14 protein-coding genes, 1 tRNA gene and 2 pseudogenes are annotated in these 22,554 nt (G+C 45.3%); 13 read left to right on the top strand and 4 right to left on the bottom strand.

Going from position 1 to position 22,554, the window contains the following annotated elements; translation table 11 throughout:
- The first annotated feature begins 48 nt into the window (after nt 1-48).
- Nucleotides 49-279, top strand: a complete 231-nt coding sequence (locus tag JGK20_RS16700) for a hypothetical protein (RefSeq protein WP_293231433.1) — start codon at nt 49-51, stop codon at nt 277-279.
- 95 nt (nt 280-374) lie between these two features.
- Here the strand turns inward: JGK20_RS16700 and JGK20_RS16695 are convergent.
- The 3 genes and pseudogenes from JGK20_RS16695 to JGK20_RS16685 all read right to left on the bottom strand — a co-directional run bounded on the left by JGK20_RS16695 (nt 375) and on the right by JGK20_RS16685 (nt 1,451).
- Nucleotides 375-732: pseudogene (locus JGK20_RS16695) on the bottom strand (DUF5615 family PIN-like protein).
- The gene (locus JGK20_RS16690) at nt 732-977 is read right to left on the bottom strand and encodes a DUF433 domain-containing protein (RefSeq protein WP_293193839.1); all 246 of its coding nucleotides are present in this window, start codon (nt 975-977) and stop codon (nt 732-734) included. The pseudogene JGK20_RS16695 and the gene JGK20_RS16690 overlap by 1 nt, the downstream one beginning before the upstream one ends.
- 204 nt (nt 978-1,181) lie before the next feature.
- Entirely contained in the window at nt 1,182-1,451 is a 270-nt protein-coding gene (locus tag JGK20_RS16685; RefSeq protein ID WP_293184503.1) for a hypothetical protein, read from the bottom strand.
- Between the two features lie 236 nt (nt 1,452-1,687).
- On the opposite strand from JGK20_RS16685, the gene JGK20_RS16680 reads away from it, so the two are divergent.
- From JGK20_RS16680 to JGK20_RS16650, 7 genes are all read left to right on the top strand, one after another.
- Nucleotides 1,688-1,891 carry a hypothetical protein gene (locus tag JGK20_RS16680; protein WP_293146445.1) on the top strand — a complete coding sequence of 68 codons (204 nt, stop codon included), beginning with the start codon at nt 1,688-1,690 and terminating at the stop codon, nt 1,889-1,891.
- 152 nt (nt 1,892-2,043) lie between these two features.
- Nucleotides 2,044-2,116: transfer RNA gene (locus JGK20_RS16675), tRNA-Ala, on the top strand.
- A 240-nt stretch (nt 2,117-2,356) separates the two neighbouring features.
- Nucleotides 2,357-3,508 (top strand): glycine cleavage system aminomethyltransferase GcvT, encoded by a 1,152-nt coding sequence (gene gcvT, locus JGK20_RS16670; RefSeq protein ID WP_293181182.1) that lies wholly within the window; start codon nt 2,357-2,359, stop codon nt 3,506-3,508.
- Between the two features lie 19 nt (nt 3,509-3,527).
- Nucleotides 3,528-3,656, top strand: a complete 129-nt coding sequence (locus JGK20_RS16665; protein ID WP_293181185.1) for a hypothetical protein — start codon at nt 3,528-3,530, stop codon at nt 3,654-3,656.
- Nucleotides 3,657-3,661: 5 nt separating this feature from the next.
- Nucleotides 3,662-4,168, top strand: a complete 507-nt coding sequence (locus JGK20_RS16660; RefSeq protein WP_293181188.1) for a GUN4 domain-containing protein — start codon at nt 3,662-3,664, stop codon at nt 4,166-4,168.
- Between the two features lie 236 nt (nt 4,169-4,404).
- Nucleotides 4,405-7,146 (top strand): DEAD/DEAH box helicase, encoded by a 2,742-nt coding sequence (locus JGK20_RS16655; protein ID WP_293231426.1) that lies wholly within the window; start codon nt 4,405-4,407, stop codon nt 7,144-7,146.
- Nucleotides 7,147-7,530: 384 nt separating this feature from the next.
- A complete protein-coding gene (locus JGK20_RS16650; protein WP_293211273.1) occupies nt 7,531-10,296 on the top strand; it encodes a family 10 glycosylhydrolase in 2,766 nt (921 codons plus the stop codon).
- A gap of 313 nt (nt 10,297-10,609) precedes the next feature.
- On the opposite strand, the gene JGK20_RS16645 is transcribed toward JGK20_RS16650, so the two are convergent.
- A complete protein-coding gene (locus JGK20_RS16645; RefSeq protein ID WP_293192305.1) occupies nt 10,610-10,810 on the bottom strand; it encodes a hypothetical protein in 201 nt (66 codons plus the stop codon).
- A 69-nt stretch (nt 10,811-10,879) separates the two neighbouring features.
- Here JGK20_RS16645 and JGK20_RS16640 point away from each other — a divergent pair, with 69 nt between their 5' ends.
- The 5 genes and pseudogenes from JGK20_RS16640 (at nt 10,880) to JGK20_RS16620 (ending at nt 22,146) form a co-directional block, all read left to right on the top strand.
- The gene (locus JGK20_RS16640) at nt 10,880-14,830 is read left to right on the top strand and encodes a PAS domain S-box protein (RefSeq protein WP_366039060.1); all 3,951 of its coding nucleotides are present in this window, start codon (nt 10,880-10,882) and stop codon (nt 14,828-14,830) included.
- Between the two features lie 6 nt (nt 14,831-14,836).
- Nucleotides 14,837-16,104 (top strand): annotated as a pseudogene (locus JGK20_RS16635) (ATP-binding protein).
- Between the two features lie 314 nt (nt 16,105-16,418).
- The gene (locus JGK20_RS16630) at nt 16,419-16,814 is read left to right on the top strand and encodes a response regulator (protein WP_293181203.1); all 396 of its coding nucleotides are present in this window, start codon (nt 16,419-16,421) and stop codon (nt 16,812-16,814) included.
- Nucleotides 16,811-19,297: a response regulator gene (locus tag JGK20_RS16625; protein ID WP_293216679.1), complete on the top strand. Its 2,487-nt coding sequence runs from the start codon at nt 16,811-16,813 to the stop codon at nt 19,295-19,297. Before JGK20_RS16630 ends, JGK20_RS16625 begins: the two co-directional genes overlap by 4 nt.
- Before the next feature lie 209 nt (nt 19,298-19,506).
- Entirely contained in the window at nt 19,507-22,146 is a 2,640-nt protein-coding gene (locus tag JGK20_RS16620) for a response regulator (RefSeq protein WP_293192301.1), read from the top strand.
- Nucleotides 22,147-22,554 lie beyond the last annotated feature (408 nt).

Here is a 22,554-nt window from a genome sequence, read left to right as displayed (position 1 = left end):
AGAATTTTCTCACTACCCATATTATGAGATATCAAACCCAGAAACTGTATGAATAACAGCTCAAAACATACAGGAGTCAAGGCAATGTCTTATCAACATTCATCCAATAGTGCCAACCAAAGCGTTCCTTCCATTGTGACCATCGACACTCTGCCCATTATCGAGCATGGCGAATCACCGACGGCAATTATTCTGTCGATCGCGATTCTGAGTTCGACACTGATCGGCAGCATCACCGGATTAGTGCGCGTCATTTTAATGGCGAAACCTCGCCGTTAGACTGAATTGAGCGATCGTATTTCTAGAAAAGTGCGATCGCTCATAGTTTAATTAAAAAAAATTAGAAAGACAAGTAACAATCGCAGTTTCAATAACTACGGTAGCGGGCGCTGACGAATTCGATCGCGATCAACCACCGTAAACCGTTCCTCAAATTGCAATCCTTCGATCTGTAATAAATTTAACAATATTGATGCTGGTTCTTCCGGCGTGTGAGGACGAAACCGCAAATAAATGACACCTTTTGGCGATCGCAGCCGCAAGCGATAAATGAGTTCACCGTAATCGCGATCGAACGTCAAAATCACCCGTTGCTCATCCGCTGCACGAACCAAAACCTCGGAATCCTCAATTCGGGCGAGAATCCTCGGTAACAGAAGCGACTTCCAGATCCGCTTGTCGTAGCAGTCGTACACTCTGAAGAGGAAAGTTTTCATTTGCCAGAAACCGCATTAACTTGCCTCAGCAAAGAGTAGAGGCGTGTAAAATACGTCTTCTTTGAGGCATTCCGCAGCGAAGGCAAATACAGCTTGGATAGATTCATGATTAAGCGTTGGGTAGTTTTCTAGAACTTGTTGCTCAGTCCAACCTTCTGAAAATAGCCCTAAAACGAACTCCACGGATATTCGTGTCCCCTTAATTACAGGCTTTCCAAGCAGAATTTTAGGATTTGAGTGAATGTATGTTTTCCAGTTCATAGCCAGCTTGCCTCTACGGAGTCTGCATCTATTTTGAAACGTTTCTCTCTAGCTTACTTCATTTATCGTCTCAAACTCACGCCCCGATCGAATTGTGCGATCGGCACTTCCAGCTCAATACTCTCTAAAGTATTATTTGTAGGCTAGGCGCAGGCAGGAAGTGTCTCATAAACGAGTTCCATGAGTTGTTCTGAAGCAACGGTATCAGAGATTATGACGTGAGACTTCTGCTGTTTGAGCTAAAAATTCTTGATAAGCCGATTCATCTCCAAAAGAGTCGATCGACACCTGAGCGTTTGGCATCGGTATCAGCGGAGTTTCGACGGGGACATATTTGCAGTATCCAACTACAATCATCTCAAATTCGTTATTAGGTATTGCTGTCGGGTACTCTTCCACCCTCACCACTTCCCAGTCTCCTGTACGGTAGTGGGTGCTAGAAGCGGAACCGTCAGCGCTGTGAAACTCCAGCAATCTGTACCCTTAAAAATGCAATCCCGCTTGAGAAGCGAACTCAAGCCAACTACTGTAAAGCAGAGCTAGCTCTCATTTACTTTGCATATCGTAATTATCAAGAAAACCTATACTTTTTCTTGATGGCTTTGCGCTGCTCCCCATCCGTTTAACATCAATACTTAAATACATATGAGCTTATCTGCACTCCGCGAAAACTTTTGTTACAATATGTAAGCTGTTACAAATCGTAACTTATGCTGGTTTCTATTTTAATAATTGACGTTGCCCTCGTTGCCTGGTCATTGCATCTAATGCAAGAGGCGATCGCGCAACGAGAATTTTCACTAATCCTAGCCGGCACCCTAGTTGCGGTTTCAGCCGCAGCCCTGGTAGTCGTCTACTTCCTCATGGGGTCTTGTTTGAGCCATTTAACCGAAATATCCCAGCACACCTACTAAATCGTAGTAGCGATCGACAAATTGTCAAAAAGCGAGGAATTTTTTTGAAAAAAAAGCCAAAAGCCTTGCCTGTCCAAGGCTCCAAACTATTTTTTCAAAAAGGCTTGACAAATATCGGTCAGTTAAGGCATGATTGAGAGCGCGAAAAGAAAGGGGAATTAGCTCAGTTGGTAGAGCACTACAATGGCATTGTAGGGGTCAGCGGTTCGAGCCCGCTATTCTCCATAAGTCAAGATTAGAGGGCGGTTGAAACCGCGTCTACACAAACGAAGTCCGCCTCCGCGGACTGAAGAGAATAACATAATCTTCACAGCGTATTCTTCAACGCACTTGGAGTGGGTTTTGTCTGTATACACGCGGTTTCAACCGCGAGCGTATTCTTAAATTCGATCGCACCACACACCACAAAAACCAACTTTCCCCTAAAATCAAAACAGTCTACCCGCAACCAACAAAGCGCTACCTGTGGCAAACTCAACTGAACCCAACAATCCAGAGATAACGAGTCAGCTTGCGCGATCGCCTCTGTACGAACTATCATTGCAGCTCAAAGGTCGAATGGTGCCCTTTTCCGGGTGGGAGATGGCCGTGCAGTACGCAGGTATCACCAGCGAACACCAAGCAGTACGCCAGCAAGCAGGAATGTTCGACATTTCCCACATGGGAAAATTCTGTTTGAGAGGGAAACAGGTAATAGAAAAATTTCAACCCTTAGTACCGTCAGACTTAAGTCGGTTGCAACCAGGACAAGCTCAATATACAGTCTTATTAAATGACAAAGGCTGCATCCTAGACGACATTATTTTCTACTGCCAAGAACCCGATGGAACCACGGGCGAAGAACGTGCAGCAATCATTGTCAATGCCGCCACTCGCATCACAGACAAAGCCTGGATTCTCACCCACTTAGACTTAAGCGAACTTATTTTTACCGACATCTCGGAAGACCAAGTTTTAATTGCAATTCAAGGCCCGGAAGCTGTTAACTGTCTCCAGCCTTTTGTCGAAGATAACCTCGCACCAATTAAAGCTTTCGGACACTTAGAAACTAAGTTGTTGGGACAGCCGAGTTTTATCGCCAGAACAGGTTATACTGGCGAAGATGGATTTGAAATCATGGTGGATACAGAAACCGGAAAACAAGTCTGGCAAAAATTCCTAGATGCTGGCGTTGTTCCCTGCGGTTTGGGTGCGAGAGATACTTTGCGTTTAGAAGCAGCAATGGCACTTTACGGTCAAGATATCGATGACAATACTACACCTTTAGAGGCTGGATTGGGTTGGGTAGTTCACCTCGATAGCAAAGGCGATTTTATTGGGCGCGAGGTTTTGGAACAGCAGAAAGCTACGGGAGTATCGAAGCGGTTGGTAGGTTTGGAAATGCAGGGGCGGCACATTGCGCGTCATGGCTATCCGATAATAGTTGCAGGGGAAAAAGTAGGAGAAATTACTAGCGGTACATTATCGCCTACTTTGAATCGGGCGGTAGCCCTCGCGGTTGTTCCGGCAAAATTAGGTAAAATTGGCCAGCAGTTAGAAGTTGAGATTCGCGGGAAAAATTACCCGGCTACGGTGGTGAAAAAGCCATTTTATCGATCGCCAAATCGCCCAAATTAAATAACGTTCGATCGGGTGAATGTCAAAGTCAAAAAATAGACTCAACCCGATGGTTTTAAGTGCTTCGAGGGCGAAATTGGATGCTTCGGTGGTTGATTTGATTTGTTTGACACACTCAAGTGCGATCGAGGATTACAAAAAAGGTTGAATTCTATGTCACAAGCCGAAAAAAATGAAGTTGAGTTAGTTTCTGCCGTGGGTATCGATTATAGCAAATTGCGAGATTTAGTGGCAGCTAACAAGTGGGAAGAAGCCGATCGAGAAACCCTGAGAGTGATGTTGAAGGTGGCGGGTACGAAACAAGAATGGCTGGATACAGAAAGTATTGAAAAATTCCCCTGCGAGGACTTGCGTACCATTGACCAACTTTGGGTAAAATATTCTAAAGGTCACTTCGGCTTTAGCGTGCAGAAGCTTATTTATCAAAGTCTGGGGGGAACCAGTGGATATAATAGCGAAGTTTGGGGCAGGTTTGGCGATCGTGTGGGTTGGAGACAAAAGAATCAATGGGTCTACTACGAAGACATCACTTTTTCAGAGAAAGCACCTGAAGCTCAGCTTCCAGTTTTAGATTGTTGGAATATTTGGGGGATTTGTTGGTGGTTTGATGGAGAGAGGGGAAGGGAGTGGGTGTCTATTCTCTCGCGTCGAGACTTGTAGAGTTTAGCATTTAGGCATTTCAGGGTAATTGGGAATTGGGAATTGGTAAATTCATCGCAAGAAATATTTTTCCACTCTCCCCTCTCCCCCTCTCCCCCTCTCCGAATTCTCTCCCTCTCCTCTTTGTTCGAGTGCCGATTTGCGGGCGTTGGTCTAAAATCAATACAGTCGTCCTCTGCTGCCTTGCTTTCGGCAAGATTTAAGCATACTTACCCTGCAACCTCATAATAATCCTTGTGCCTAACGCTTCCCAGAACCGCCAAGAGCTGGATCTGAAGACCATATTTCCATTTGAGCTAGATAACTTTCAGAGAGACGCGATCGCCGCCCTCGATGCAGGTAAATCCGTTGTCGTGTGTGCTCCCACGGGCTCAGGGAAAACTTTAATCGGCGAATACGCCATCCATCAAGCACTATCCAGAGGGCGGCGCGTCTTCTACACCACTCCCCTCAAAGCTCTCTCCAACCAAAAGCTGCGGGACTTCCGTCATCAATTTGGAGACGAGATGGTAGGTTTGCTGACGGGCGACATCTCCTTCAATCGAGATGCGCCGATTTTGGTGATGACTACCGAAATATTTCGGAATATGCTCTACGGTACGCCGATCGGCGCTGTCGGTGCTTCCCTCACCGGAGTCGAAACCGTGGTGCTCGACGAGTGTCACTACATGAACGATCGCCAGCGGGGTACAGTCTGGGAAGAATCAATCATCTATTGTTCCAGCGAAATTCAACTCCTCGCCCTCTCAGCAACCGTTGCTAATAGCGACCAACTTACAGACTGGATTAACAAAGTCCACGGGCCCACAGAGCTTGTCTACTCAGACTTTCGGCCAGTGCCGCTACAATTCCACTTCGCCAATCAAAAAGGGATATTTCCCCTGCTAGACGAAACCGGCAAAAGAGCTAATCCGCGATTAGTCCCCAAAAAGAAGCAGCAAAAAGCAGAAAGAGGTAGCATTCCGACTCCCAGTTTGACCGATGTTTTGTCTCGGTTGGACGATCGCGATATGCTACCAGCAATTTACTTCATCTTCAGCCGTCGCGGGTGCGACCAAGCAGTAGCAGAAGTAGGCAATTTCTCCCTAGTTAACGCAGCCGAAACAGCCGAACTCAAACGCATTATTGACGATTTTTTACAGCGCAACCCAGAAGCAGAACGTTTCGGTCAAAAAGAAGCACTTTTAAAAGGCATCGCCGCCCACCACGCAGGCATTTTGCCCGCCTGGAAAGGTTTAGTAGAAGAACTTTTTGGCAGAGGTTTGATTAAAGTCGTATTTGCCACCGAAACCCTCGCAGCCGGGATCAATATGCCCGCCCGCACCACCGTCATTTCCACCCTGTCCAAACGCACCGACAAGGGACACCGACTGCTAAACGCTTCAGAATTCCTACAAATGGCCGGTCGGGCAGGTCGCCGGGGCATGGATGAGCTGGGGCACGTGGTCGCAGTTCAGACCCGCTTTGAAGGCGCAAAGGAAGCCTCCTATTTGGCAACAGCCAAAGCCGACCCCCTTGCCAGTCAGTTTACGCCCAGCTACGGCATGGTGCTGAATTTGCTGCAAACTCACACGCTTGAGGAAGCTCAAGAGTTGGTAGAACGCAGTTTTGGTCAATACCTTTCTACCTTGTACTTGCAGCCGCAGCAATCAGAATTAGATCGGTTGCAAACAGAATTAGCGGTGCTCGAAGAGTCCCTGGCTGCCGGAGGTAATGTCTCTACCCTGGAAAAACAACTCGCCCATTACGAAAAATTGCAGGGAAGGCTCAAAGAAGACAAACGTTTGCTGAAAACTCTATTGCAGCAAGCAGAAGAAACGCGAATTAAGGAGATGTCGGTAGCTGTAGCTTTTGCAGTGCTAGGGACGGTTCTGAGTCTGAAGGGCAAACACGTCCCGACAGCCAAACGATCGCACACAACCCCAGTCCCCGCCGTACTGGTTGCCAAAATCCCAGGTTCCGGCCAAGCACCTAATTTGGTATGTTTGGGCAAAGACAACCGCTGGTATATCGTCGCGATTAGCGATGTCGCCACCCTCCACGCCCAACTGCCCCGCTTGAGTGTCGCAGATGGCTTAAACCCGCCTCCGGAATTGACCCTGAGACTCGGCCAGTGTCGCTTGGGAACCGAGGAAACTTTGGAAATTGCTCAATCGATCCCAGAATTGCCCGCACCGGAACCGAGCCCAGAGGCGATCGAGCAACAGCAGAAAATCGTCGCCCTAGAAGATAAACTAGAAATTCACCCAGTTCTCGAATGGGGCAATCCCGGTACTTTGCTCAAGCGCCAGCGCCGCCGCGAAGAATTGAAAAAAGAAATCCGCAAAGCCGAACAAGACTTAGAAAAGCAGCGAGCTCGCTACTGGGAGCAATTTCTCAACTTAATTGACATCTTGCTAAATTTCGGATGTTTGGAAAGAGTAATTTCGGCAGATGGGAATCGAGATGACTCCTCCGACAGGTTGGTACCCACAATCTTGGGTCAAGCCTGCGCCGCCATTCGCGGTGATAATGAACTGTGGCTGGGTTTGTCCCTGATGTCTGCTGAGTTTGACGAACTTGACCCCCACCACCTCGCTGCTGCTTGCGCGGCCTTGGTTACAGAAGTTTCTCGGCCTGACAGTTGGACTCATTACTCGCTGTCGCCGGAAGTTTTGGCACCTTTGGACAATCTGCAAAAAGGCCTGCGCCGCCGGTTGTTTCAAGTGCAGTACCGCCACGAAGCTGCGATCCCGATTTGGCTGGAACGGGATATCGTGACTTTGGTGGAACAGTGGGCTCTGGGCGTGGAATGGCTGGAACTGATTAGTCACACGAGTTTGGATGAAGGGGATGTGGTGCGGATTTTGCGCCGGACTTTGGATTTCTTGTCTCAGATTCCTCATGTTCCTCACGTGTCGGATTCTTTGCGGAAGAATGCTTGTCGGGCGATGCAGTTGATCGATCGATTCCCGGTAAATGAAGCGGCAACTCAGTAAGTAAGGTTCGATCGTTCGGGAGCATCTCAGTCTTGCATTTATTATAGTGCGAGCGTCCCCGCTCGCGTATTGTACAATACGCGAGCGGGGACGCTCGCACTCAAAGAAAAAATGCTTTTTACAAAAATGAGATGCTCCCGATCGTTCGGAATGCGAGTCCTTCATAAATGCGGACTAAAGTCCTCACTACCAACCTTTTTTATGGCGATCGTTCGATCGCACCCGAGATCGGTTCGCTCGAATTCGATCCCATTGCAGGCGGGCGATCGCATATTTTCCTGATTTAGGTTGCATGACCTGATAAAAAATTGTATTGTGCGAGTTAATTGCTCGAAATTGTTATTGAAATTTTCCTAAGTGGTGTGGTGGGTAATTCTCGTGTCAATGCAACAAATCAAAAAGCCCGATAGAAATCCAAAAATTCGCTTTTTCACTTTCTTGCAAAGAGTCTTCATTGGCACTCTAGCGAGTACATTACTCAATCTCTCCATCCTATTTCCCTCTCCCAGTTTTGCGGAAGTAGTTCTGGGAGTTGTTCGCAGTTCCGAGAATTCCCCCGACTGGGTGAAGATTACCACGCGCCTCTGGGAAAGCGGCATTGCTTACAAACCAATCAATCTCGAAGACATCAAAAATTTGGCAGATTTAGCAGGCGTTAATGTGCTATTTTTGCCCAATATTGAAACTTTGAGTCCGGCACAAATTAAAGTTTTAGAAGCTTGGACAAAACAGGGCGGCCGCTTGATTGCTTCGGGCCCAGTCGGCCGCAGTTCCCCAGCCTTAGTACGTCAATCTTTACGATCGCTCCTCGGGGCCTATTGGGCTTTTCCGTTGACTCAGCGGGGGGCGGTGCAACCGCGCACCCGCTGCCGCGATCTCGCTTGTACCAGTTCAAGCAACTGGGTTCCCCCAGAACAAAAAAATGCCTCTGTTCAAGGCGGCGTCTTGATTCCCGCCGACGCGAACAGTCAAACCATCGCTACCTGGAAAGATAGTTCCGGTTCCTCCGCTGCGATCGCCACCGATCGCGCTACCTATCTCGGCTGGCGCTGGGGTAGCGACGGTTCCCCAAATATAGACACGGCTTGGCTGCGGGCCTCGATCGCCCGCTGGGGAGGAACTGTGGGTAGGCCTGTCGAGCCGCCAACAGCAGCCGCACCACCGCTGCCAAATCCCCCCTCCAGGGTCACGAGAAATACCCCCAGTTCGCCGCGCAATACTCCGCTGAGCCGACTTTCTCCTTCTCCCCCCCTTCCAGATCCCGTACCTGCAACTTTTACAGACCCTTCGGATCAGTCGGCGCCGGCGGGTTTGGACGTGCAGATAAATTCCAATAAGCCGATCGTCAGCATTGAAGCCTACTTGATGCGCCAAGAACTCACCAACCTCCTCGGCAGGTTTGAAAGCGCCCTGACAGCAGCTAATTCAGGCAATACCGCCGTCAATCTCGATGCTGCTATCCCCCCTCAATTGGTGGCGTCAAGCAACAGTGTCGGTGGGCCGCAGGCGAGTCGCCCGTTGGTTTTACCAGCAGCAACCACAGGGGCGATCGCCAAGGCCCGTCAGGTTTTGCAAAATTTTGACCAACTCCTGCAAGAGCAAAAATACGCTGAGATCAGGCAGCAGTGGGTGCAAGCGCGCCAGTTGCTCTGGCAAAATTACCCCCAGGAAGGGCAGCGCATTGGGGCGGAAATTCGCGCCGTTTGGCTCGATCGCGGTACGATCGTCGCAGCGCGATCGGAACAGGGTTTGGCCGCTGTGTTCGATCGACTTGCCGCCGCCGGGATCAATACCGTTTTCTTTGAAACTTTAAATGCCGGATATCCGATTTATCCCAGTCAAGTTGCACCGCAACAAAACCCCCTCACAGTTGGCTGGGATCCTCTGGAATCTGCGGTTAAATTAGCCCACGAGCGAGGCATAGAACTGCACGCTTGGATTTGGACTTTTGCCACGGGCAATAAACGCCACAATACTTTAATTGGCAAACCTGGTTCTTATCCAGGCCCGGTACTTTCGGCCTATCCAAATTGGGCAAATATTGACAATAAAGGACGCACGCAAAACCCTAACGATGGTAAATTTTATCTCGATCCTGCAAACCCGGAAGCGCGGAATTATTTACTAAGAATTATCAGCGAAATTACCAGCAAATACAAAGTAGATGGTGTGCAATTAGACTACATTCGCTATCCTTTTCAAGATGACAATGCAGGTTTTGTCTACGGCTACGGTGCAGCAGCAAGGCAGCAATTTAAACAGTTAACTGGTACCGATCCGGTGAATATTTCGCCGAGTTCTGGCAATTTGTGGCGGCAGTGGGTTGAGTTTAAAACCAATCAAATTAATAGTTTTGTAGCTGAAGTATCTCAGCTTTTGCGGTCGAATTATCCTCGCACTATTCTGTCAGTTGCGGTGTTTCCCCACCCCGAAAGTCAGCGGATTTACAAAATTCAGCAAAATTGGGAAGTTTGGGCCCGTCAGGGGATTGTAGACTTGATTGTGCCGATGACTTATGCTTTGGATACGAACCGACTTCAACGCATTACCGAACCGCTAGCAAAGGAACAAATGCTCGGTTCAGCTTTAATTTCTCCCTCGGTTAAGTTGTTGACACTCCCGGAAGTTGTGGCGATCGACCAAATTCAAGCTTTGCGCGATTTGCCGACTGGGGGCTATGCTATTTTTGCGGTGGAAAGTATCAGCAGCGGGATGCAGAGCTTTTTTAACCGGACTCAAGGTGTCAGAGTGCGATCGTCTACGAGGGCTTCGCTAACGACTTCTGCTTCCGAACCAATTCCTTACCGCCAGCCCTTTGCAGCAGCAGCTTCGCGCTATACTGCTCTCAAGCAGGAATGGAGTTTTTTGTTGGCTAACAATCAGTTGCGGGTGTCGGAATCTGAATTGAAAGTTCTCAAAAGTCGATCGGAGGAATTGGGTGTTGCCTTGAGCAGATTGGCTGCAAGTCCTTCTGCCGAAAGCTTAACAACTGCTAAAAGATTGTTGGCGAGTTTTGAAGCTCAATTTCAGTCTTCCATGCGCTTGCATTCTGGGCAAAATAGCTATCAGGTGCAAACTTGGCAAAATCGTTTGGAAAGCTTGGATATGCTGTTGCGTTACGGCGAAAGGGTGGAGTTGAATCGCAGGTAAATACAGGTGTTTCGGGTGCCGGTGGCTGCGGATAGTGCGATCGTACCCAATCACCTGCATCGATAGTTCTCCAAAAACTTTCTCTTGAAATACGCTAGATTAATTTAAATTAATACCCTGGACAGTTGTCAGTACGGACAATATCTGCATAACAGTTATACCAATCTGCATTTCCCGCAACAAGTAAGTAGGTTATCAAAAAAAACCTGATTCTCTTGTCAGGGCTGGTGTCGGTTAAAATTCTATGATAGAAGCTAGTAGAGCAGCGCTTTCACCCGCCCAACTGATGTAATCTTTATTTGTAACCACCTACTTATGCCGCGGACATCTCTATTGCGTGTCCGAAGACCGGAAGGCAAGCGATCCGATCGCGATCGCCAACACCCAGGATTGCTTCGCACTCGCAAGTCAGGTTAAAAAACTCTAATTGTGCAGTCACGAGGGAAGTCCTCAAAACTCTCAAAAGGCGATCGCCAACACTTTTATGATGAGTCAGGAACCGGATTTGAGACAACTCCCTCCTGTATCGCTCCAAGACTTTAAGATCTACTAATTTCCACGACCAATTTCAATTATTTTTAGGATGAATATGTTTCCTAAACCGCTGAATCGCTTTGCTACCAAAATTATCGGCAAAGCTCCATTACAAACTGTGCTCGTGCTTCCTTTTTTAGTGCAAATTGTCGGCACAGTAGGAGTTGTAGGTTGGCTGTCGTTCCAAAACGGTCAGCGGGCTGTTAACGATGTGGCCGCTCAGTTGCGGGGAGAAATTAGCGCTCGCATCAAAGACCGCATTGAAAATTATATGTCAATTCCCCACATTGTCAATCACCTGAACGTTCAAGGCGTAAAATTGGGGCAATTGAACCTAGAAGACAAACAAAAACTCGAACTTCATTTCCTCGAACAAATTCAATATTTTGATTCAATCAGCATCATTTATACAGGCAAAGAAAATGGAGACCACTCAGGAGCAATCCGCACTAAAGATCGGATTCTGATATCTGCTGCTGACAGCTCGACTGGCAATAAATTAGCTCGATATACTGCTGACCCTCAAGGAAAACGCGTTAAATTAATCGAAATTTCTCCCGAAAAATACGACCCGCGAGTTCGTCCTTGGTACATAGCAGCGGCGCTAGCCAAAAAGCCTGTTTGGACTCCAATTTATACAGACTTCTTGACCAGAGAACTGGCAATTACTGCTTCTTTGCCTATCTACGACAATGATGGTAAGCTGTTAGGAGTAGCTGGCAGCGATTTGCTGTTTTCCAAAATCAAAGAATTTCTCGTCAGCCTCAAAATTGGCAAGTCGGGACAAACTTTTGTGATGGAGCGATCGGGGATGTTAATTGCCACTTCAAAGCCGGGTAAAGAATTTGCAGTGCAAGGTAAAGAAGCAAAACGCATCACAGCTTCAGCCAGCGAGAATCCGGTAATTCGCCAAACCGCACAGCATTTAGAGAAATTCTACCAAAGCTTAGCTAAAATCAATAATTCTCAACAGCTTACCTTTGATGTTGACGGTCAGCGAAATTTTATTCAGGTAACTCCTTTTCAAGACGATCGAGGGTTGGATTGGCTGATTGTGGTAGTTGTACCCGAGTCAGACTTTATGCAGCAAATTAATGCCAATACCCGCACCACTTTTTTGCTGTCCGTTGCAGCTTTGATTGGGGCGACCATTCTTGGGATTCTGACTGCTAAATGGGTGGTGCGGCCGATTTTAAAATTGAATGCGGCGGCGAAAGCTTTGGCACGCAATGAATGGGATACAAAGCTCGCTTTGAATCGCGAAGATGAACTCGGAGAACTTGCCGCTGCTTTCAACAGCATGGCAGAGCAATTGCAGCATTCATTTACTTCGCTCTCGGAAAGCGAAAACCGAGTCAAACAATTTCTCGATGCAGTACCGCTAGGCATTTTTATTGTCGAAAAAAATGGTAAACCTCACTACATTAATCCTATAGGAGAGCAACTTTTTGGTCAAGGAATCATAGCAGCAGATGCCGAAAATTTGCGCCAAGCTTACAAAGTTTATTTAGCTGGAACCCAGGAAATTTACCCGGCGGAATACGACCCTATTTTAAATGCTTTGCAGGGCAAAAGTGTCACTGTCGATGACATGGAAATCTGCTCCCGTGACAAAACTGTTCCCCTACAAGTTTGGGGAACTCCTATTTACGACGCCCAAGGACATATTATCTATGGGATGTGCGCCTTTCAAGATATTACGGAACGCAAACAAGCGGAGCAACTGTTAAAAGAATACAACCAAAACTTAGCAGTCCAAGTTGCAGAACGTACCGCCGCTCTTGCCAAGGCAAAAGAAAAGTTTTCTAAAGCTTTTCGTTCTAGTCCAAATGCAATTACGATCACGAGAATCAGTGACGGTCGCCACATAGAAGTTAATGAAAGCTTTTGCCGGATGATTGGCTACACGCACGACCAAATTATTGGTAAAACAGCCGTAGATCTAAATTTTTGGGCGAGTCTAGGAGAGCGCGATCGCATGATTCAAATGTTAAGAAACCAGACAGCCCTTCACAATTACGAGCTGAGATTTCGCAAAAAAAACGGTACAGAAAGAACGGCCCTGCTGTCTATTGAAACCATCGATATTGAGGGAGAAGCTTGTTTTCTCTCGATTTCGAGCGATATTACCGATCGCCAAAAAGCAGAAACCGCCCTCCGCGAAGCAGAAGAAAAATATCGCAACATTTATGAAAATGCTTTGAATGGCATTTTTCAAACTGCTGCTGACGGGACATACCTCAGCGCCAACCCCGCTTTAGCTGAACTCTACGGTTACGAATCGCCCGCAGAATTAATCGCAGCACAGCCGAATTTCAAGAACCAGCTTTACGTGAAACCCAACCGCCGCAGCGAATTTGTAGCGCTGATCGACGAGTACGGGATACTGTCTAACTTTGAATCGGAAATTTACCGCAAAGATGGTAGCATCATCTGGATTTCCGAAAATTGTCGGGCCGTGTGCGATCCCGCAGGAAATCTACTTTATCACGAAGGTTTTATTAAAGATATTACGGATAGCAAAGAAGCACAAATCAAAATGGAGCAGGCGAAAGAAGCCGCCGAAGCAGCCAACAAAGCTAAAAGTACGTTTCTCGCCAATATGAGCCACGAATTGCGATCGCCCCTGAACGCAGTCATCGGCTTTGCTCAAGTCATGATCCGCAGTAAAAATTTGTCTCCCGAAAATCAAGAAGATGTCGGGATTATCCTGCGGAGCGGCGAGCATTTGCTGACGTTAATTAACCAAGTTTTAGACTTGTCAAAAATTGAAGCTGGACGCACTACCATTAATGAAAAAAGCTTCGATTTATATCGAATTCTCGATGATTTAGAAGATATGTTTGCTCTCAAAGCTGAGGAAAAAGGCTTGCAATTAATCTTCGATCGAGACGCAGAAGTTCCCCATTACATTTCCACCGATGAAGTGAAATTGCGCCAAGTATTAATTAATTTGCTCAACAATGCAATTAAATTTACTTCACAAGGTGGAGTGTCGGTGCAAGTGAAAGGAGGAAAGCGGAATTTACACAAAAACAGCGCTGATGAAATGCCCGGCCGCTACTCGCTCCATTTTGAAGTTCAAGATACTGGTGCAGGCATTGCCACCGAAGAAATCCATCAGTTGTTTGAAGCATTTGTGCAGACAACAACGGGTAAAGATTCTCAAGAAGGGACGGGTTTAGGTTTAGCGATCAGCCGCCAGTTCGTGCAATTGATGGGAGGTGAAATTACTGTTAGCAGCGAGGTGGGCAAGGGTGCGCTATTTCAGTTTGATATCCAAGTTCATCTGGTGGAAGCTAGTGATATTGAAAGTAAAAAAGCTCTACGTCGAGTTGTTGCCCTCGAACCGAATCAGCCACCTTACCGCTTGCTAATTGTGGACGACAAACCTTTGAACCGCCAACTGTTAGTAAAACTTCTCAGTCCGTTGGGATTTCTGTTGAGAGAAGCGAATAACGGTCAAGAAGCGGTGGATATTTTTAGGGATTGGGAACCGCATCTAATTTGGATGGACATGAGAATGCCTGTAATGGACGGGTACGAGGCAACGAAACAGATTAAAACTACAACTGGCGGGCAAGCAACGGCGATTGTTGCCCTGACTGCTAGTGTTTTGGAGGAAGAACGGGCGGTGATTCTTTCGACGGGTTGCGATGATTTTATGCGGAAACCGTTCCGAGAGGAAGATATCTTTGCGGCCATGGGGAAACATTTAGGAGTACGCTATATTTATGAAGAGCCAACAGAGGTCAGTATGGGGGGTGCGGGGGAGTCTAGTCAGGATGTGCTGACACCAGAGGCGATCGCCTCTCTTTCTCCAGACTGGAGGGTTCAATTCAAGCAAAATATTTTGAGTGTAGACATGGAGGCGATCGCCAGTTCGATCGCACAAATCGGCACTATCAACCCCTCTCTGGCAGCCGCGCTTCAAGATTGCATTAATAATTTTGAATATGACAGAATTTTGACCATAATCGAGCGCAGCGAACAACAGTAAATACCGATGAATTTAACTTTACCCAACACCAATCGAGCTAATATTTTAGTAGTGGACGACACGCCACAAAACCTGCGGCTGCTGGCAGGAATTTTGAGCGACAAAGGCTATCAAGTTCGCCCGGTTCCCAACGGGTGATGGATAAAGTTAAAGCTTTTGCAGTTGGGGGAGTGGACTTTATTACCAAACCGTTTCAGGTTGAAGAAGTTTTAGCCCGGATTGAAACTCATTTAAAAATTTGTTCTTTGCAACAAAGTTTGCAAGAAAAAAATCAAGATTTAGCAACTGCTATCTACCAATTGCAAGCGACACAAGAGCATTTGATTCAATCGGAAAAAATGGCAGCACTGGGACAACTGATTGCCGGCATTGCCCACGAAATCAATACTCCGCTAGGCATCATAGGTTCATCTATTGATAATATTTCTAATTTTTGGGACGAAAATTTAGAAAAAATGCCTCAATTTTTTCAACAACTTTCTGAAGAAAGCCAAGCTTGTTTTTTAGCTTTGCTGCACAGATCTACAAATCACGAAACGCTATTTACTAGCAGAGAAAAGCGCAAAATTAAGCAGCAGTTGCGTAACGAGTTGATGGCAGGAGGCATTGAAAATGCTGAAGAAATAGCGGATAGTTTAGTTGACATGGAGATTTACGATCGCATAGAAGAATTGTTGCCATTTTTTAAATTGCCGGATTGGGAAGTGGTTTTCAATACTGCTTACCAGTTTGCGAGCTTTAAGAAAAGTATTAGCCTGATCCAAAGAGCGACAGCCAAGTCGGGAAAAGTAGTATTTGCCTTAAAAAGCTACGCTCATTTCGATAGCAAGCAAGAAAAAGTGCAGGCGAACTTGCATGATGGCATTGAAATGGTGTTAACTCTTTATCAAAATCAACTGAAACACGGCATAGAAGTAGTCAAAAACTATGGAGATTTACCGAAAATCATGTGTTATCCGGATGACTTAAATCAAGTTTGGACAAATCTAATTCACAATGCCCTGCAAGCAATGGATTATAAAGGTATTTTGACGATTGAAACTAAGCAGCAAGAGACAAATCTTGTCCTCAAATTTACTGATGACGGCAAAGGTATTCCCCCAGAAGTTATTCCCAAAATTTTTCACCCATTTTTTACGACTAAATCTGCGGGGGAAGGTAGCGGTTTGGGATTGGACATCGTGAGAAAAATTGTTGACAAACATGAAGGTACAATTGCTGTAGAGTCGGTACCTGGACAGACAAGCTTTACAGTCTCCCTCCCAATCTATTAAACTAAACTTACACCTGTTAAAAAAAGAATGCCACTGTCAGCAAGCACCAAACCCCGATTGTCATCAGTGATACCCAATCGAACATCCCCAATCCTCCAATGCCAAAATGGTATTATCCGCAGGGGCTGATTCCCGATAGCGACAGGGGCTGTCTCGCTGACAAACATAAGATTTATTGCGATTGACCGGGTTTCTTTTGTGAAGTTCTATTAAAATAAAATAGGGGACATAGATAGTGCATCCTCGCCCCAAATCAATAACACAGAAGCAAGTCATGTCGGTAAACCCATTAAAATAATAGCAGAGAGCAAAAGATGAATAAGCCTGTAATTCTTTGCGTTGACGATGAACCCGATATCTTGAAGACTCTCAAGATGCAGCTCAAGAATGAATTTAAAGATGATTATTTTTACGAATTAGCTGAAAGTGGTGATGAAGCTTTAGATTTACTGGAGGAGTTTCCAGCAGAAGCTGAGGTGATTGTGGTTGTTTCTGATTGGCTGATGCCGGGAATCAAAGGTGATGAACTGTTAATTAGAGTTCACCAAAAATATCCTAAAATCGTTAAGGTGATGTTGACGGGGCAAGCGGATAAAGAGGCTCTTCAGCGGGCAGTAAAAGAAGCCGATTTATACTGCTGTTTGTACAAACCGTGGAAAAGTAAAGAGTTAATAGATACGATCAAATCTGGGCTGGCAAAGTTATTATGAAAAAACCTGTGATTGTTTGTATTGATGACGAACCGGATGTTTTGAACAGTTTAAAGATTGAACTGAAAAAGGCGATCGGGGATCGGTGTATTATTGAAACGGCTGAGGGCGGGGAAGATGCTTTAGAGTTACTGGAAGATTTGCAGGCGGATGAATACGAGATTGCATTGGTGCTTTCCGATTATATTATGCCGGATATTAAAGGGGATGAACTGCTTAAAAAAATTCACGAACGATCGCCCGATACGCTGACTATTATGCTGACTGGGCAAGCTGATCTGGAAGCTCTGAGCAATGCTATAAAGTATGCTAAATTGTACCGTTACATCCCTAAACCTTGGCATAATGAAGATTTAAAATTAACGGTAGTAGAAGCAATTCACAGTTACTTGCAAGACCAAAAGTTAACAGATGAAATCCTGAAGCGGCAAGAAGTAAATGCGGCGCTGTCGGCGAGCGAAAGCCGCCTGAACCAATTTTTAGCAGCTCTGCCCGTGGGGGTATCTGTTTACAATCCCGACGGCTCGATCGCCTATTTCAACCAAGCAGCGCGGGATTTGCTGGGTGCAGACACTATCCCGGAAAGCACTGCGGAACAATTAGCTGCAACTTATCAACTTTATGTTGCCAATACTGATGAGCTTTACCCGCCGGACAATCTGCCAATTTTGCGCGCACTCAAAGGAGAATTTGTCAAGGTTGACGATGTAGAAATCCGTCAAGATGGCAAAATAATTGCGATCGAGATCAATACTACGCCAATTTTTGACGCTAGGGGAAATATTGTTTATGCGATCGCAGCTTTTCAAGATATTACCGATCGCAAACGAGCCGAAAGAATACTAGCAGATTACCAGCACACCTTAGAAACCAAAATAGACGAACGCACAGAACAACTGCAACAAGCCGCCTTAGCTGCTGAAGCTGCAAACAAAGCTAAAAGCACGTTTTTGGCCAATATGAGCCATGAATTGCGGACTCCTCTCAATTCCATACTGGGGTTTGCACAAATCATGGAAGGCAGCTCCAATTTTACTGTCGAAAACCACGAAAATCTGAGTATTATTCGTCGCAGTGGCGAACACTTGCTGGCCCTGATCAATGAAGTTTTAGACTTGTCAAAAATTGAAGCGGGGCGGATGATACTTGACCCTAAAGACTTCGACTTATACCGCTTGCTTGACGATTTACAAGATATGTTTCAAATGCGGGCAAAGAATCAAGAGGTTCAGTTGCTTTTTCAGCGAGAAAATGACGTTGCCCAGTATGTGCGAACCGATGATGTCAAACTGCGGCAAGTGCTGATAAATATTCTCAGCAATGCAATTAAGTTTACGGAACAAGGTTCAATCGTTTTAAGGGTTTCACAATTAGAAAAATCGAGAATAGTTGACTTATTGAACAGTCCAACAGCTTGCATTGATACTACAAAAAGTATTAGAGAGTTTGCCACCGATAGAAGTGATGTGGCAACTGTTGTGCCCAGAGATGAGCCTGATGATTTAACTGACGATCGGGTAATTTTCCTTCAGTTTGAAATAGAAGATACAGGCGTTGGCATTGCTTCGGAAGAATTGGGGAATATTTTCAAGGCATTTGTGCAAACATCTTCGGGTCAAAGAACTCAGAAAGGTACGGGTTTGGGATTGACGATTACCCGTCAATTTGTCCGGCTGATGGGAGGAGAAATCGTCGTAGAAAGTGAATTAGAACGCGGCACAAGTTTTAAATTTGAGATTCCAGTCGGTGTGGTTAATTTTGCTGATATTCCCGCCCCAGAAATTAACCGCGAAGTTACTGGGTTGGAACCAAATCAACCCTGGTATCGAATTTTAATTGTAGACGATCGCGAAGACAACCGCCAACTTTTAGTCAAAATTCTTTCTCCCTTGGGTTTTGGAGTGCGAGAGGCTAGCGATGGCTGCGAAGCAATAGAAATGTGGGAAAATTGGCAGCCGCATTTAATTTTGATGGATCTGCGAATGCCAGTGATGGACGGCTATGAAGCTACTAAAGAAATTAGGAACAGAATACAGCAGCAAGAGCGACAAGAAAAGGGCTCTGTGATTCCGAAGATTGTTGCTTTGACAGCTAGCACTATTGAAGAAAAACGATCGTCTGCTTTATCTATAGGCTGCGACGATTTTATTAGCAAACCTTTCCGCAAAACTGATATATTTGATACGCTCCACAAACATTTGGGAGTGAGGTACCTCTACTCTTACTCAACTGATTTTATCCCAACGGGCGATCGCCACAATCAATCTGACGCTCCCTCTAATGCTGCGCTTGCTTATTTGCCTGCACTTCCCGCAGAATGGATAGAAAACATGAGGCAGGTAATACGTAGCGCTGATTTTGACTTAATTGCGAGGACGATCGAGGAATTAAGGTACGATCATCCTGAATTTACCGAAATCCTCCAGGATCATCTCAATAATTTTGACTACCAAAAAATTCTCACTTTAATTGCCGAGGCATAAAAATAGCATAGTAGAGGTGACAGTTGACAGTTGACAGTTGACAGTTGACAGTTGACAGCTACCCATAGCTGTCGATAGAAGAGGATTGAAGCAATGAATCATTCTACCGTTACCCAAAAAAGTTGGTAAAAAAATCGGTTGAAATCTGATTTTTTACCAAAATTGTAGCAGCAAAGAGAGAAGCAAAAAAAACTCCGGGAAGCAAAATCATGAAAAAACCTGTGATTGTTTGTATTGATGACGAAGCTGATGTTTTGAACAGTTTAAAGATTGAACTAAAAAAGGCGATCGGCGATCGGTGTATTATTGAAACAGCCCAAGGAGGAGAAGATGCTTTAGAGTTATTAACAGATTTACAGGCTGACGAACACGAAATAGCTTTAGTTGTTTCTGATTATATCATGCCGGATATCAAAGGAGACGAACTGCTCCAAATAATTCATGAACGATCGCCCAATACGCTGAAAATTATGCTGACCGGTCAAGCAGATTTGGAGGCAATCAGTCACGCTATCAAGTATGCCAAGCTGTACCGCTACATCCCCAAACCTTGGCAAAAGGAAGATTTGAAGTTAACAGTAGTCGAAGCAGTTCACAGCTATTTGCAAGACCAAAAGTTGGCTGATGAAGTTATTAAGGGGCGAGAAGCAAACAAGCAGTTGCAGATAGCCAACCAGGAATTGTCGGCAAGCGAAAGCCGATTGAATCAATTTTTAGCAGCTTTGCCTGTGGGGGTATCTGTTTACAATCCCGACGGCTCGATCGCCTATATCAATCATACCACCGAGCAGTTGCTGGATGCAGATACTGGGTTGGCAGACAGTATGCTAGGCAACAGTGTTGAACAATTAGTTGCAAGTTCTCAATTTTATGACGCCGAAAACGATCGGCTGTATTTCCCTGAAAATTTTCCGATCTTGCGGGCGCTGAGAGGGGAATATGTCAAGGTGAATGAAGTTGAAATCCTTCAATACGGGCTGACAATCACTCTAGAAATAAGTGCCAAACCTATTTTTGACAGCAACGGAAATATTGTTTTTGCGATCGCAGTTATTCAAGACATCAGCCAGCGCAAAGAATTAGAAAATTTCCTATCAAATTACCAGCGTACCTTAGAAGCTGAAATTGTAGAACGCACAGAACAATTGCAAAAAGCTGCCTTCGCCGCCGAAGCAGCAAACAGAGCGAAAAGTACCTTCCTTGCCAACATGAGTCACGAGTTGCGTACACCTCTCAATGCCATACTCGGCTTTACTCAAATCGTCGAACCCAGCCCGAATTTGACAGTAGACGACAGAGAAAATCTCAGAATTATTTATCGCAGCGGCGAACACTTGCTGACTTTAATTAATCAAGCTTTAGATTTGGCAAAAATCGAAGCGGGGCGGATGACACTTTTTCCGACTAACTTTGACCTTTACTGCTTGCTTGACGAATTGCAAGAAATGTTTGACCTGCGAGCAAAAAATCAAGATTTGCAGTTGATTTTCCAGCGCGATGCTGACATTCCGCAGTACGTGCGAACCGATGAAGTGAAGCTACGCCAGGTGCTAATCAATCTTCTGAGTAATGCGATGAAATTCACTCAAATCGGCGGGGTGTCAGTAAGAGTGCGCCGGAAGTTAGAAGGTATTTCAGCAGCGAATTCGATCGCAAATATAGCCAAAATAAGCGAGGAAGGGGAAATTGTCAGTCCCTTGAAAAATTCGACAGATTCAGATTTAGAAGCAAGCAATTATCCAGAAATTTCTATAATTTCCCGTCAGTCTGAAAGTAAAGTATTGGCAAAAACGGATAATTTAAATATTTCTAATTCTCTGTTTTTGGAGTTTGAAATAGAAGATACGGGAGTTGGTATTGCCCCAGAAGAAATGGGCAATCTTTTTCAAGCATTTGTGCAGACAGCATCCGGTCAAAAAGCTCAACAAGGTACTGGTTTGGGATTGACAATTAGCAACGAATTTGTACGGTTAATGGGTGGCGATCTAACTGTAGAAAGCCAGCTAGAACGGGGTACTATTTTTAGATTTGACATAGAAGTTAGTGCAGTTGATTCCGCTGCAATTACTGTTCCAAAAAACATCCGTGAGGTGATTGGACTGGAACCAGATCAGCAATACTATCGAATTTTAGTTGTGGACGATCGCACAGACAACCGCAAACTGTTAGTCAAAATGCTTTCTGGCTTGGGTTTCGGAGTCGAAGAGGCTAGCAACGGCCGTGAAGCGGTAGAAATGTGGGAAAATTGGCAGCCGCACTTGATTTTGATGGATTTGCGAATGCCGGTGATGGACGGCTACGAAGCGACGATCGAAATTAGATCGAGGATACAGCGGAGAAAGGAAGAGGAACAAGGCGAGGGGAAGATGGATATTCCCAATCCTCAATTCCTGAACCCGAAGATTGTTGCTTTAACAGCTAGTACCCATGAAGATAAACGCTCTTTTTCTTTGTTGATGGGTTGTGATGACTTTATCAGAAAACCTTTCCGCAAAATGGATATATTTGATATGCTGAGCAAACATTTGGGGGTGAGTTATATTTATTCTGACTTGACAGGCTCTGATTCAATGGGCGATCGCAATAACCTATCAAATTCTTCTAATACTTTGTGTGCTTCTTTGCCCAACCTTCCCGCAGAATGGATAGATAATATGAGGCAGGTAATTCGCAGTGCTGATTTTGACTTAATTGGGATCACAATCGAGGAAATAAGGGCTGCTCATCCTGAATTTGCCGACATCCTTCAAGGTCATCTAGAGAATTTTGATTACCAAAAAATTCTCAACTTAATTCTCGAAGCAGAGAAATTCAATAGTACGGTTCATCAGTTGACAGTTGACAGTTGACAGTTGACAGCTACCTCTTCCGTCGATAGAAGAGGATTGGAACAATGAATCATTTTGTTTAATTTCCCCCTAAAAGGAAAGGCTTCAAACCCAATCTTTAGGCGTGAAGTTTGAAAAAAAAATATCTGGATGACTTATGGCTAAAAATAATAGATATAAGTGCTCGACTTTAGTGGTGGCAATATCAAAATTTTAGACTAGACTTGAATTGCAGTCATTCACAAACAATCTTGAAATCATCTGCATCGCTTACCAGTTTCTCTGTAAATCAAACAATGCAAAAGCTCTCAAATTTATCTGTGGTGTAAATCTCAAATCAACTTGCTGACCAAGAATTTCTTGATGGTACAAGCCCACGGATTTATCCGTGGAATCAATCCCAAATCGAAAATCTAAAATCCTCTCTTC

This window comes from Microcoleus sp. PH2017_05_CCC_O_A (genome assembly GCF_020738785.1).
Classification (GTDB): domain Bacteria; phylum Cyanobacteriota; class Cyanobacteriia; order Cyanobacteriales; family Microcoleaceae; genus Microcoleus.
Note: the sequence above shows the minus strand (reverse complement) of the source record. Positions and strands in the feature narration are given on the sequence as shown.